This window comes from Pseudoalteromonas sp. Ps84H-4 (assembly GCF_024124645.1).
Lineage (GTDB): Bacteria > Pseudomonadota > Gammaproteobacteria > Enterobacterales > Alteromonadaceae > Pseudoalteromonas > Pseudoalteromonas lipolytica_C.
Window position 1 is genome coordinate 67,394 of the sequence record NZ_JAMXSK010000012.1, and the last position, 12,486, is coordinate 79,879.

The 12,486-nt window shown below is 41.6% G+C and carries 14 protein-coding genes; 5 read left to right on the forward strand and 9 right to left on the reverse strand.

Going from position 1 to position 12,486, the window contains the following annotated elements; translation table 11 throughout:
• Window positions 1-10: 10 nt before the first annotated feature.
• Both NH454_RS11965 and NH454_RS11970 read right to left on the reverse strand, forming a co-directional pair.
• On the reverse strand, window positions 11-1,453 hold the full coding sequence (locus NH454_RS11965) for a DEAD/DEAH box helicase (protein WP_253039191.1): 1,443 nt from the start codon (window positions 1,451-1,453) through the stop codon (window positions 11-13).
• Window positions 1,454-1,625: 172 nt separating this feature from the next.
• Window positions 1,626-2,468, reverse strand: a complete 843-nt coding sequence (locus NH454_RS11970; protein ID WP_135924192.1) for a 2OG-Fe(II) oxygenase family protein — start codon at window positions 2,466-2,468, stop codon at window positions 1,626-1,628.
• Between the two features lie 238 nt (window positions 2,469-2,706).
• Between NH454_RS11970 and NH454_RS11975 the strand changes: the two genes are divergently transcribed.
• Window positions 2,707-3,594 carry an MBL fold metallo-hydrolase gene (locus tag NH454_RS11975; RefSeq protein WP_253039192.1) on the forward strand — a complete coding sequence of 296 codons (888 nt, stop codon included), beginning with the start codon at window positions 2,707-2,709 and terminating at the stop codon, window positions 3,592-3,594.
• 7 nt (window positions 3,595-3,601) lie between these two features.
• On the opposite strand, the gene NH454_RS11980 is transcribed toward NH454_RS11975, so the two are convergent.
• The 5 genes from NH454_RS11980 to aspS form a co-directional block, all read right to left on the reverse strand.
• Window positions 3,602-4,333: an alpha/beta hydrolase gene (locus NH454_RS11980; RefSeq protein ID WP_253039193.1), complete on the reverse strand. Its 732-nt coding sequence runs from the start codon at window positions 4,331-4,333 to the stop codon at window positions 3,602-3,604.
• A gap of 1 nt (window position 4,334) precedes the next feature.
• Window positions 4,335-4,922, reverse strand: coding sequence for a GNAT family protein (locus NH454_RS11985; RefSeq protein WP_063705963.1), 588 nt, complete (start codon window positions 4,920-4,922; stop codon window positions 4,335-4,337).
• 31 nt (window positions 4,923-4,953) lie between these two features.
• The gene (locus NH454_RS11990) at window positions 4,954-5,544 is read right to left on the reverse strand and encodes a pentapeptide repeat-containing protein (protein ID WP_253039194.1); all 591 of its coding nucleotides are present in this window, start codon (window positions 5,542-5,544) and stop codon (window positions 4,954-4,956) included.
• Window positions 5,541-5,747 carry a hypothetical protein gene (locus NH454_RS11995; RefSeq protein ID WP_199525781.1) on the reverse strand — a complete coding sequence of 69 codons (207 nt, stop codon included), beginning with the start codon at window positions 5,745-5,747 and terminating at the stop codon, window positions 5,541-5,543. The genes NH454_RS11990 and NH454_RS11995 overlap by 4 nt, the downstream gene beginning before the upstream one ends.
• 95 nt (window positions 5,748-5,842) lie before the next feature.
• A complete protein-coding gene (aspS, locus tag NH454_RS12000) occupies window positions 5,843-7,612 on the reverse strand; it encodes an aspartate--tRNA ligase (RefSeq protein ID WP_253039195.1) in 1,770 nt (589 codons plus the stop codon).
• Window positions 7,613-7,840: 228 nt separating this feature from the next.
• On the opposite strand from aspS, the gene NH454_RS12005 reads away from it, so the two are divergent.
• On the forward strand, window positions 7,841-8,689 hold the full coding sequence (locus NH454_RS12005; RefSeq protein WP_235382919.1) for a DUF72 domain-containing protein: 849 nt from the start codon (window positions 7,841-7,843) through the stop codon (window positions 8,687-8,689).
• Between the two features lie 22 nt (window positions 8,690-8,711).
• Window positions 8,712-9,206 (forward strand): YgjP-like metallopeptidase domain-containing protein, encoded by a 495-nt coding sequence (locus NH454_RS12010; RefSeq protein ID WP_130167071.1) that lies wholly within the window; start codon window positions 8,712-8,714, stop codon window positions 9,204-9,206.
• Window positions 9,207-9,215: 9 nt separating this feature from the next.
• Here NH454_RS12010 and NH454_RS12015 read toward each other — a convergent pair whose 3' ends face one another.
• A complete protein-coding gene (locus tag NH454_RS12015) occupies window positions 9,216-10,232 on the reverse strand; it encodes a DUF5924 family protein (RefSeq protein WP_235382918.1) in 1,017 nt (338 codons plus the stop codon).
• Window positions 10,233-10,485: 253 nt separating this feature from the next.
• On the opposite strand from NH454_RS12015, the gene NH454_RS12020 reads away from it, so the two are divergent.
• The gene (locus tag NH454_RS12020; protein ID WP_253039197.1) at window positions 10,486-10,878 is read left to right on the forward strand and encodes a hypothetical protein; all 393 of its coding nucleotides are present in this window, start codon (window positions 10,486-10,488) and stop codon (window positions 10,876-10,878) included.
• A 60-nt stretch (window positions 10,879-10,938) separates the two neighbouring features.
• Here the strand turns inward: NH454_RS12020 and NH454_RS12025 are convergent, their stop codons facing one another.
• On the reverse strand, window positions 10,939-11,619 hold the full coding sequence (locus tag NH454_RS12025; RefSeq protein WP_054561772.1) for a DUF3334 family protein: 681 nt from the start codon (window positions 11,617-11,619) through the stop codon (window positions 10,939-10,941).
• 118 nt (window positions 11,620-11,737) lie between these two features.
• Here NH454_RS12025 and cmoA point away from each other — a divergent pair, with 118 nt between their 5' ends.
• Entirely contained in the window at window positions 11,738-12,463 is a 726-nt protein-coding gene (cmoA, locus tag NH454_RS12030) for a carboxy-S-adenosyl-L-methionine synthase CmoA (protein WP_235382916.1), read from the forward strand.
• Window positions 12,464-12,486: the final 23 nt, after the last annotated feature.

The following is a 12,486-nucleotide window of genomic DNA, read 5'->3' on the forward strand; positions in this document are numbered from 1 at the left end:
TTTACTGTTATCAACTATCCGCAGCGGGTTTACGTCTTGGTCGAGATGGCCCAGACACACGCTGACGATTACCCGCAGGTTTATTACCTGTGGGTTTGTTGTTATTCGATTTATTAGCGTTATTACTGCCTTTTTGGTTTTGGCCCTGCTCTTTACCTTTACCCTGCCATTTACCTTGTGAAGGTCGCTTTTGCGATTTAGGTTTTGGCTTTTGTGCAGGTTTTGCTGCGCCTTGATCATCTTGTGCTTTTGGCTTTTTCGGTTTCTTTGGCTTTTTAGGCTTGATTGGACGCGTATCTAGCGGCTTTTCAGCAACCGGCTTACTCGGCTCAAAGCCAGCTTCTGTTGCACGCGGAATAAGCTCACCAATAAAGCGCTCAATACCATATAAATCATCGGCATCATCAGCTGTAACAAACGAAATAGCATGACCCGATGCACCCGCTCGGCCCGTACGGCCAATACGGTGTACGTAATCTTCATAAATATTCGGTAAATCGTAGTTAACAACGTGAGGCAGCTCAACAATATCTAGGCCACGAGCAACGATATCAGTTGCAACTAGTACGCGCACTTCACCCGATTTAAAGCCTTCGAGCGCTTTAACGCGAGCGCCTTGCGATTTATTCCCGTGAATGGCAGCGCCGACAATATCATCGCGTTCAAGCTGCTTAACTAAGCGGTTCGCACCATGTTTGGTACGGCAAAATACTAATACTTGCTGCCAATCATTGCTACGGATCAAATGACTAAGTAGTGCTGTTTTGCGTGTTTTATCGACCGCATAAACAGACTGCGAAACCGTTTTAGCTGTGGTGTTTTTTGCTGCGACTGAAATTTCAACTGGGTCGTTAATTAGCCCTTTTGCAAGTTCACGAATTTCATCAGAGAAAGTCGCTGAAAACATCAAGTTTTGACGTTTAGCAGGCAATTTAGCAATGATACGTTTGATGTCATGAATAAAACCCATATCGAGCATACGGTCGGCTTCATCAAGGATCAGCACTTCTAAATCATCAAACTTAACAGCATTTTGATTATGTAGGTCTAACAAGCGACCTGGTGTTGCCACTAAAATATCAACACCTTTGCGAAGGCGCAGCATTTGTGGGTTAATTTTAACGCCACCATAAACAACAAATGAGCTGACATTTGAATGTTTTGCATATTGCTCAACATTTTCACTTACTTGTAAAGCAAGCTCACGGGTTGGTGCCAGTACCAATGCTCGTACTTTATTACCACCCGCTTTAGGGCCTTTTGACAAGCGCTCAATTAACGGCAGCGTAAAACCCGCAGTTTTACCTGTGCCCGTTTGCGCTGCAGCCATAACATCGCGGCCTTCAATGATCGCAGGGATAGCTTGTGATTGAATAGGCGTTGGTGCTTCATAGCCCTTTTCTAAAACTGCATTTACTAAAGCTGGTGATAAACCTAACCCATCAAAACTCATACTATCTCTCTTTAAAAAATTCAGCCGATACGGCGAAGTGCGCGCATTATACCTAGGATAGTCAATAATGCATGGAATTATTTACAAACTCATATTTTATAATGAGCTTGGTCGATTAATTTAAGGCATAAAAAAAGCGGCTCAAATGCCGCTTTCTCTTTATAACCAATCTTTACTTAACACCAAGTTCGCGTAAACGCTCTTGTAGGTAGCTGTCTGCTGTGTAGCGCTCAGATAGCACAACATCAGGACGCGGGTGTAAGAATAATGGTAACGAAATACGTGATTTCGTTGACGCTTTACCCGTTGGGTTGATCACGCGGTGAATCGTAGATGGGAAGTAACCACCTGACGCTTCTTGAAGCATGTCGCCAATATTGATGATCAGGTTACCAAAATCACATGGTACGTCTAACCAACCGCCATCCGTTGTTTGTACTTGTAAACCAGGCTCATTCGCCGCAGGTAATACAGTTAGTAAGTTGATGTCACCATGCGCTGCCGCACGGATTGCACCTGGCTCTTCATCACCAGTCATTGGTGGGTAATGAAGAATACGCAGGAGTGTTTGCTCTGAGTTAGCAATCATATCTTTAAGATCGATAGAGAACTTAGCGCGCACCTCTTCTGGTGCTTCAGCTTGAACCCAGCTTAATAATGTAGCTGCAAACTCATTAGCTAAACGGTAGTACTCACGAATTTCTTCTTCTAGCTGTGCTGGAACACGGCCTTTTGGATAAACGTGGTAGTACTCTTTAATATCTTTAACGGTAAAGCCTTTTGCAACTTCTGACACTGATGGTGGGAAATAACCATCTTGTGTCTCTTTTGAAAATAAAAACTCGTGCTTTTGCTCAGAATTAAAGAATTCTTGCCAATTTTTGTAAATAGACTCAACTAATGACTGAGGGATTGGGTGATTTTTTAATACACCGAAACCTGTGTTTCTTAGTGACTCAACAAATTGAGCGGCCGCATCGCTCGCTTTATAATCAACGGTAGGTAAATGTTGCATTGTCTTTTCCAGTGAATAAGGTTCTAGAAGTCTGTGCTAAGCATAGCATTTCTTCATTATAGCGCTTCGCGAGGATAGAGAAACACAGGCAAAAACATAAGGACTTATGTCCGCCCCTACCTTGCTTAACTCCTTAAGTTTGATACAGATCAACTAAGCATTTAAGTAGTATAATATGTACTATCATCTAAACTTAGGTATGACCAACTAGACACATTTCAACGCAAAAGGATCGCTAATGTTCAAAAGTCTGCAAATCTTACTTTTCAGTGTGCTCATATTCGTTACCAATCAGGTCAGCTCAGCAGAACAAGCAAACTATAAAGTCGAAAACATTAAAGACAACGTATATCGCTTTAGTGCTGGCCATTACCACAGCGCTTTTATGATTGTTGATAACCTTGCCTTAGTGACTGATCCTATTAATAGCGATGCCGCAAAATACTTAAAAAGCTATATCAAGAAAACCTTTAACGCCGATATCAAATATATGCTGTACAGCCACAGCCATGTTGACCATGTGATGGGCGGTAATGAGCTAATCGATAACAACACAACTATCGTTGCTCATCAGTTTGCAGCTGAGGACCTTAAATTAAATAAAGTGCCTACGGCTCTGCCTGATCTTACTTTTACCGATACACTCAAAGTCGATTTAGGTGATAACTACGTGCAACTGAAATACTATGGGCCCAATAATGGCCGTGGTAATGTCAGTATGCGTTTTATGCCTGCCAATGTACTTTTTGTTGTTGATTGGATTGTACTTGGCCGCATGCCATATAAAAATCTGATTGGTTACGATATCAATGGCATGCTGCATTCAACCAAAGCGGTGTTAAATGAGCCTGCTTTTGCTGCATTTATAGGTGGCCATGCAGATACTGGCAACCGCGATGATGTTGTCTCGTACTTACACTATATTCAAGACTTACACGCTGCCGTTCGCGATGGCATGTTACAAGGTAAAAATCTTGCGACCTTACAAAAAGAAATAAGCTTACCTAAATACAGCCATTTAAAAATGTACCAGCAATGGCTACCACTGAATATTGAGGGTGTGTATAACAACCTTGTCGAGATGGGCTATTTTAATTTTCGCAGCGATATCGATGCTCAGTTTTAACTGAGCATCAAAAGCGAGATAAAAACGCGTTAAGTTCTTTACTCATACGTGCTACAAGCGCTTTTGGACCACCATCATACATATCGTTATGGCGCGAATCTTTAAGCTTAATTTGCGTCACGGGGTATACAGCGAGCTCTTGCGGCGTTAGCAATACGTTGTCATCTGCTGGGTAATCGCTACCGCGTAGTGTCAGTACAGCAATATTTTTGTTTCGCGGGATCAGCATACGGCGATGATCAAGGGTGATCAGCATAGACACCTTAGCGGGATAAATAGCGGCATATAATGCTGCAATATCACCCCCATTTGAGTGACCAAATAAAGTAAGCTGATTAAAGTCATACGCAGGATATCGCTTTGCAAGCTCTGTAGCTAAAAACTCGAGGGTTTGTACACCACGGTGCCAGTTTTCCATGCGTGTGGTCATGTAGGGTGGCTCAGGGTTTAAACTCGGATCACCTTTTAACTCATGAGCAACTTCAACCGTAAAATAACCATGCTGATGAAAGACCTGCTGGGCAAATTGATAGTCTGTGTGTGCCATACCATAGCCTGCTCCTATAAATGCCACGGGGCACTTTTTCTTTACCGTGCATTCGCTATCGGCTGCTGTAATGGTCACCGGAATATGGCGTGCTCGCTGTGTATCAAACAGTGTCTCTGTTTGGTTTGCAAAGGCTGTTTGCCCGCTAAGAGTTAAAGCGAGTATTAGCGCAACCTTTTTAATATCTAACATTTTATGACTGCGCTAATTTGAATTCTAGGCTACGTTTTACCATCGGCCACTCACCATCAATAATTGAAAACACCACAGTATCGCGTACGCATCCATCGGCCATGATTTGATGATTACGAAGCACCCCATCTTGCTTCGCCCCTAAGCGAGCAATGGCATTGCGCGAAGCTTGATTATGCCAATGGGTACGAAACTCAACAGCAATCACATTAAGTGTTTCAAATGCATAACTCAGTAGCAGTTTTTTACACTCAGTATTAACCCCAGTTCGCTGAAAGCGCTTGGCATACCAGGTGTAACCAATTTCTAAACGGCGGTTTTTACTGTCGATATTACAAAAGCGAGTTGAGCCTATCACCTCATCGGTGTGTTTATCGATAACAGCAAATGGTAATGCGCGACCAAGTGACTGTTGTTCAAACGCCATGTTTAAATAATCGTCAACACGTGCTTCATTGGGCACCGAGGTAAACCACAATTCCCAAAGCTTTCCATCGGTAGCGGCGTTTACTAAAGCATCGCGATGCTCAAGCGTTAACGGCACTAATTTAACAAATTGACCTTCTAATGTGATGGGACTTAAATCCATAACTTTCCTTAACCTTAATTAGCAAAAATATTTAATCCACCAGCTCTATATCGAGCCCTGCTAATAAGTCCAAAGCGGCATAACGTTCAAATTTGGCTTTACTGATATTGTTAGCAGTTATATCAATGGCAAAGTGACTAGCACCTATAAAATTAGCTTTACTGAGGTTGGTTTGTTGAAACAAGCTGTCACGAAAATCCGTATCAGTAAAATCAGCAGATGTTAAATCTGCATGTCTAAAATCAACATCTTTGGCAAAACAGCTGCGCATTTTTAAAGCCTTTAAACTAAGCTCAAAAAAGCTGCTGTGGCTCAGTTCACAGCCAACAAAACTCACTGGGGCACGGCTGGCGAGTAGCGGCCAATCAACATCAATAAAGCGTACACTGGTTAATTTACACTCTTTAAAGCTCACTTCTTCAAGTGAGGTGTATCTAAGACCAAGCGCAGCTAAATTACAGTTTTTAAACTCACATTCTATGAACCGGCAGTTTTCAAACTGGCTATTGCTAAAGTCACAGTCGATAAATTCACATTGCTCAAATTCGCAATGTGAAAATGTTTGCCCTGCTAGGTTTACTTCAAAAGTGTGTTCAAAATAAAGGGAATGGCTTGCGATCACGCGGTGGTCTCAATATCTTGTTTAAGCGCAAGTACAGCAATAAAAATAAGACCGAACAATGGAATTAGCGCTAGTAACCCACCAATAACGGCCACCACGATTGGTGTTGAGGTTTTGCGCTTACCTAAGTAATAGCTGATAGCGGCAAACACAGGAATTAAAATAACAATTATTTGCCCGATTAAAGTTGCACTGATATTCACACTCTTTCCTTGAAGAACATACTAAGAATTTATTTAAACACAAAAAAACCCTAAGGCATACACCTTAGGGTTTTCGTAAATCAGGCTTTTACCAATTATTCAGCGTCTTTCGCTACAACATCAATTGCAAGCTCAGTTAATGCATCTGCATTTGCTTTGCTTGGTGCATCTGTTAATAAACATGATGCTTGAGTTGTTTTAGGAAAAGCAATCACGTCACGAATATTATCAGTACCACATAGCAACATAACTAAACGGTCAAGACCAAACGCAAGACCCGCATGCGGTGGGGTACCGTATTTAAGTGCATCAAGTAAGAAACCAAACTTGTCTTGTTGCTCTTGCGCATTGATGCCTAAGATTCTGAATGCTGTTTCTTGCATGTCTGCATTGTGAATACGTACCGAGCCACCACCAACTTCGTAGCCGTTTAATACCATGTCGTATGCATCTGATAGTGCACCTGCTGGGTTTGCTTCAAGCTCTTCAGGAGAAATACCTTTTGGTGCAGTGAATGGGTGGTGAACCGCATGCAATGTACCTTCGTCGTCTTCTTCGAACATAGGGAAGTCAACAACCCATAATGGTTTCCAGCTATCAAGATCAGTAATGCCTAAATCAACACCAATCTTAAGACGTAGCGCACCCATTGCTTCGTTTACAACGTTGCGCTTGTCAGCACCAAATAAAATGATGTCGCCAGATTGTGCGTTAGTACGCTCAAGTAATTGGTTGATCACTTCTTCGTTTAAGAACTTAGCGATTGGTGATTGAACACCTTCAACGCCCGCTGCACGGTCGTTCACTTTCATCCATGCTAGACCTTTCGCGCCATAGATACCGATGAATTTAGTGTAATCGTCGATTTGTTTACGAGAAAGCTCAGCACCGCCTGGTACAGTTAATACAGCAACACGGCCTTTTTCGTCATTAGCAGGACCAGAGAATACTTTAAACTCAACGTCTTTTACTAAATCAGCAACGTCAACAAGCTGCATTGGGTTACGTAGGTCTGGTTTATCAGAACCATATAAACGCATTGCTTCGCTGTAAGGCATAACTGGGAAGTCGCCTAAGTCAACGTCTAGTAATGATTGCCACATTTCGCGGATCATTTTCTCAGTCATTGCACGCACTTGATCAGAGCTCATGAATGACGTCTCTAAATCGATTTGTGTGAATTCTGGCTGACGGTCAGCACGTAAATCTTCGTCACGGAAACATTTAACAATTTGATAGTAACGGTCAAAGCCCGACATCATTAATAATTGTTTAAATAACTGTGGTGACTGAGGTAAAGCGTAGAAGCTACCCTTGTGAACACGGCTAGGTACTAAGTAGTCACGCGCACCTTCTGGTGTTGCTTTTGTTAGTACCGGTGTTTCGATATCTAAGAAACCGTTGTCATCTAAGAAACGACGCACAAAGCTACTCGCTTTTGCACGAAGTTTGATACGGTCGCTCATTTCAAGACGACGTAAATCTAGGTAACGGTATTTTAAGCGGCGCTCTTCAGAGTTTTGCTGATTAAAATCAAGTGGTAATGGCTCTGAACGGTTGATGATAGTTAAGCTTGTGCCTAAAATTTCAACTTCACCTGTTGCCATGTCTTTATTTACTTGGCTTTCAGGGCGTGCGCGAACAACACCTTTTAACTGCACACAAAACTCTTGACGTAGTTTATTCGCAGTATCCATTAATCCTTCTACTTCAGGATCAAAAACAACTTGTACTAAACCTTCTCTGTCACGTAAATCGACGAAGATAAGGCCACCAAGGTCACGGCGTTTGTTGATCCAACCACATAGTTCAACTTCTTGATCTACGTGAGATTTATTTAGCTGTCCGCAATATATAGAGCGCATAGTATTCCTGTCAGTTAAAGACTTATAGCCGCCTGCTCTTAAGAGTTCGCTATTTTGAGAGCAAAAGCCACTATACAAAGTAATCATTTAAGGCAGAGCATTATACCCAAACCATCTCAAAATGCGAGTGCCAGCAGTGCCTGTCGGGGGGCTAAATATATGCCCCGGCTTCTGAGCAAACATTTCTTTTGTTACACTAGACATAATTTAAATTTATTGGTTGATTTAATGCTGTACTTAGGTTGTCCGCAGTGGTCTAGCACCGCATGGAAAGGAAATTTGCTCTCTAGTCACTGTAAAAGCGCCGACATGCTCAGTGAGTATGCGCAATGCTTTAACTCAGTCGAGGGCAACACCAGTTTTTATGCAGACCCAAGTCATGAGTCATTAGTGCGCTGGCATGATGCGGTCCCCGAAGACTTTAAATTTACTTTTAAGTTTCACCGGCGTTTTAGTCACGAATTACAACTGACGAATATAACTAGTGAGCTTAATGCGTGGCTAAACTTATTTGAGCCCATTTTTGCTAAAACGGGGCAAATCATGTTGCAGCTACCCCGTGCCTTTGGCCCTGATGCCCTACCCCTTCTTGCTAATTTTATTGCACAACTACCTAAACAACTTAGTTACGGTGTAGAAGTACGTCACCCCGGCTTCTTTAATAAAGATGATGCTGAAATTCGTTTAAATCAGCTATTAATTGAAAATAATATAGATCGCATCAGCATGGATACCCGCGCTTTATTTGCGGTACCCGCCGATACCGACGCACTCATCGATGCGCAAAAGAAAAAGCCTTATTTACCTGTGCATGCTATTGCAACAGGAAATAAGCCAATGCTACGGTTTGTGATTGCCAGTCTTGAACACGAATACAAGTCGTATTACCAGCCATGGCTGAAAAAAGTAAAGCAATGGCTTGATGAAGGTAAATCGCCCTATTTGTTTTTTCATACCGCAGATAATCGCCAGTCACCACTTTTAGCAAGACAGTTTTGCCAAGATTTAGGTTACAATCACCCCGTGCTTGCACCTTTTATAGGTGAACGCGAAGCAAGCCAAAGCAGTTTATTTTAGCGCCCGATTTATCAGAGAAAATATGAAAGATTACAGCCGTTATTTTCAAGGTTACCCGCCCCACATCATTGAGCAAGTGTTACAGCTATTTAATGGTGACAGAGCCGCAAAATACCTTAAAGGCAAATACCCTGATGCGCATAGCATTACCAGCGATAAAGCTTTATACAATTACGCCACTGAGCTGAAAAAGCGCTACCTTAAAAATGCCCTGCCTTTTGGCCGTGCCGCATTCAAAAAACAAGGCGATATGGTCACAAATGCCTTAGGGACCCATACTTTTCGTATGCAAGGTAAAACCCGAAAACACGATCTTGCCATTAATAGCGACCTACTTCGCGCACCTGAGCCACTTCTCAAAGCACTCGTCGTACACGAGCTGGCTCATTTTAAGGAAAAAGACCACAACAAAGCCTTCTATCAACTTTGCTGCCACATGGAGCCGCAATACCATCAACTAGAACTGGATTTAAGAATATTCAGTGTGCTGGTAGGTGAAGGGAAAAATCCGTACTGAAGCTATCTGCTAAACTTCAGTAACCTCAAACCTTCTTTGCCCTATCAGCTGCCCAGACTCGGTAACTACTTTAATGACCCATTTTCCTGCGGCATTTGCAGGAAAATTCGTTTTATGGCTCCACGCTCGATAGCCCTCTTTACGACCACCAGAAATATCCAAGGCTATGCGGTCAACTTCTTTACGATTATGCACCCAAACATGAAAGATTTTTTCATTTAGCCCTCGCGGTGCTTTTACTGCACTAAAACTATATAGACCTTTTTCATGCAAGCTCTGCTCGGTGAGTTCTGTTATTGGCGAAAGCGGTTTACGGGCTTGTTCATCAAGCTGATACGACATGCTCATATCGGTTAAACGCAGTGCCGCAGGTGGCACAAAGCTACGCAATTGCCAAAGCCCAACACCTAATGCACAAAGCAATAACACCAACAACGGAAAACGCCACCATTTCGCATTCGGCATCAAATTACCAAGACTAGGGACAGTTAAAATAACAGCCGTGATCAGCGCAATTTCAAAACTTTGGCTGGTCGTTAACTTTAATAAAATTGGCAAGGTAACCGACAGCACGACAAACAAAGAAAAGCTATGAAACACACTAAACCAGACACTGTGCCTTGCAAGCTTTTTATAATAGAGGGGGTCAACAACAGAAACAAACGCACAAAGAATAATTAAAGCGGTAAACGCGGCCTGACCATGGTCCCAAGTAGTCACCGCCAAGAAGAATGGTAAAGCAAAAAACAAACTTTCTTGCTGCACAACTTGCAGCGCAAAGCGCATCACGTTGGGCGACACCGCCACACCAAAACGTTCCTCTACTTTATCTCTTAGCCAGTTATCTATTAACAACCACAACCAAGTGACTAATAACAAAATAGAGATAAGTTGCGAAAACGATTCTTTTCGCTCAACAAAGACATAGCTCGCTACACCACTACAAAAAGCCAACACCGCCATCAACCCCGGCCGCTTCTGCATCATGAAAACAAATTTAGTTATAAAGTTTTTTAAGTAATTCATGCAATCATCAAATCCATTTAAGGCTTTATGAGTAAAGCATAAATTGGATGAATGTAGGCTTTAAAACGAGCTTTAAGTTCAAAGCTTTAAGCTGTAAGGTATTTAGATGAAGTGAACAATCATAGAGTATTTTCTAAAAGGAAAAAATGGAATGTTATATAGAGTATTGATAATACTTTTCTTAATTTCTAAGTGTACAACTGCAAACGCATTTGAAGATTATAGTTTTTTAAATGGTGAATGGTCTTGCAAAATGAAATCAGTATTACCAAACGATGCAATACTAGAAGTTGATAGCCACATAACTACTTCAATTAAAGATTTAAACTCATATTCAAAAAGCTTTTTTAAATTTTATTTTAAACAAAACCCTGATTTGGTCTCTGTTATCTCTGTTGAATCCTCAGAAAAAATGGATTTCGAGGGTGATATCATGATCAGCTTTAATTCTAAAACCCATAAAACAAATTTAATCAAAGACGATCTAAATTTATTTTCACCAGAGTCTGTTAAAAGCTTCACTCGAGGGCCTTCAGTGACAGTTAAATCGAAAATCAAAAAAATAGACGATGAGACTATTAAGTTAATTGGGATCCCTGACAAAGATGTTATCAATTGCTCTAAAGCACAAAAAAGCGCGGTCTGACCCGCGCCTCTATTTTATCTGACGGCTGATAGCTGATGGCTGACAGCTCAAGTCGTTAGGTTACAAACCAAGCTCTGCCATAAAATCATCATCTGCATCGTCAGCTTGTGATGATGCTTTTTGCTTTTCAGCTTTTTGTTTGGCTTCGTTTTCGATGATGTCATCAGGGTCAACCGCTTCTGAAATATCAAAATCATGTAGTTTGATAAATTCAGTTTTATCCATTGCCAGTTCTAGATAGAAGATATTTTGCTTCGCTGTAGTGAAGGTCACACGGCGCGCTTGTGGTCTATCCATGGTAGTATCAACAGAGATTTGCACCTGTTTATTAATCGCCATCATCTTAGGTTGGTTTTGCGTGATAGAAGTATGCAGCTGGTCGCGTACTTTTGACGTAAAGTCACCAACGATTTGGTTCATCAGCTCGCCAAGTACGTTTGCCACATCATCTGATAAATGGCTTTGTGCAATTTCGTCCTCAGGCATACCCATGTTACGCATATAGTCATGGTAAATTTCCATGGCTGCTTGCGCTGTGAAGTTTGTTACCACAAGACCGGTAAAGCCACCATCGAACAATACAAAACAGCCAATATCTGGGCGCATACAGGTGCGGGTGATTTTTTGAACCATAGCAGAATAACTAATACTGTTACCGCTTGCTGAAGACAGAACTCCAGTCACTGAATGACACAGAGTTGATAAGATATCTTCTGTACTGATCACTTTGCTTTTTGTCATTAAACTTCTCTTTTTTGTACTTGTTATTGATAATTCTAGCCAAGCTACTGAATTTATCACTGACTATCCAGTTAAAAATGCTAAAATAGCGGTATTATTTTTTAAAGAGACTGTTCAAGTGACGCAAAAAGACAGTATTTATGCCACTGAGCAAGCGGTTAAAGACTTTAGCTTTGACCAACATGTAGTAGAAGTTTTCCCAGATATGATCCAGCGCTCGGTGCCGGGTTACGCAACCATTGTTAGCACCATAGGTAAACTGGCTGGCGAGTATGCGCAAAGCAATTCAAACCTATACGACTTAGGCTGTTCTCTTGGTGCTGTAACGTTAAGTATGCGCCGCAATATTCGCACTGATAACTGTAATATCATTGCTGTTGATAATTCAGAAGCGATGGTTGAGCGCTGTAAATTACATTTACAAGGTTTTCGCTCTGAAGTGCCGGTCACGGTTACACTGGGTGATATCAATGATTTAGCTATCGAGAATGCCTCTGTGGTCGCGATGAACTTTACACTACAGTTTATTCCACCTGAAAAGCGCCAAGCGGTGCTTGAAAAGATTTACGCAAATTTAAAACCAGGCGGTGTTTTGCTACTGAGCGAAAAAATTAGAGGTGAAAATGAGCAATGCGATAATTTGCTCATTGATTTACATCATGATTTTAAACGTCATAACGGCTATTCAGAGCTTGAGATCAGCCAAAAGCGCACAGCTATCGAAAATGTCATGCGCCCTGATCATTTATCTACCCACTTAAACCGATTAAGTGAAATTGGTTTTAGCCAAACGCAAGTGTGGTATCAATGTTTTAACTTCTGCTCGATGATTGCAATCAAGTAATCATCACAACGATATAAAGAGTA

Bases quoted from the DNA above. Each gene is read 5' to 3' on its own strand.
- NH454_RS11965 (WP_253039191.1), bottom strand. From the start codon at position 1,453: ATGAGTTTTGATGGGTTAGGTTTATCACCAGCTTTAGTAAATGCAGTT.
- NH454_RS11970 (WP_135924192.1), bottom strand. From the start codon at position 2,468: ATGCAACATTTACCTACCGTTGATTATAAAGCGAGCGATGCGGCCGCT.
- NH454_RS11975 (WP_253039192.1), top strand. From the start codon at position 2,707: ATGTTCAAAAGTCTGCAAATCTTACTTTTCAGTGTGCTCATATTCGTT.
- NH454_RS11980 (WP_253039193.1), bottom strand. From the start codon at position 4,333: ATGTTAGATATTAAAAAGGTTGCGCTAATACTCGCTTTAACTCTTAGC.
- NH454_RS11985 (WP_063705963.1), bottom strand. From the start codon at position 4,922: ATGGATTTAAGTCCCATCACATTAGAAGGTCAATTTGTTAAATTAGTG.
- aspS (WP_253039195.1), bottom strand. From the start codon at position 7,612: ATGCGCTCTATATATTGCGGACAGCTAAATAAATCTCACGTAGATCAA.
- NH454_RS12005 (WP_235382919.1), top strand. From the start codon at position 7,841: ATGCTGTACTTAGGTTGTCCGCAGTGGTCTAGCACCGCATGGAAAGGA.
- NH454_RS12010 (WP_130167071.1), top strand. From the start codon at position 8,712: ATGAAAGATTACAGCCGTTATTTTCAAGGTTACCCGCCCCACATCATT.
- NH454_RS12015 (WP_235382918.1), bottom strand. From the start codon at position 10,232: ATGAATTACTTAAAAAACTTTATAACTAAATTTGTTTTCATGATGCAG.
- NH454_RS12020 (WP_253039197.1), top strand. From the start codon at position 10,486: ATGAAATCAGTATTACCAAACGATGCAATACTAGAAGTTGATAGCCAC.
- NH454_RS12025 (WP_054561772.1), bottom strand. From the start codon at position 11,619: ATGACAAAAAGCAAAGTGATCAGTACAGAAGATATCTTATCAACTCTG.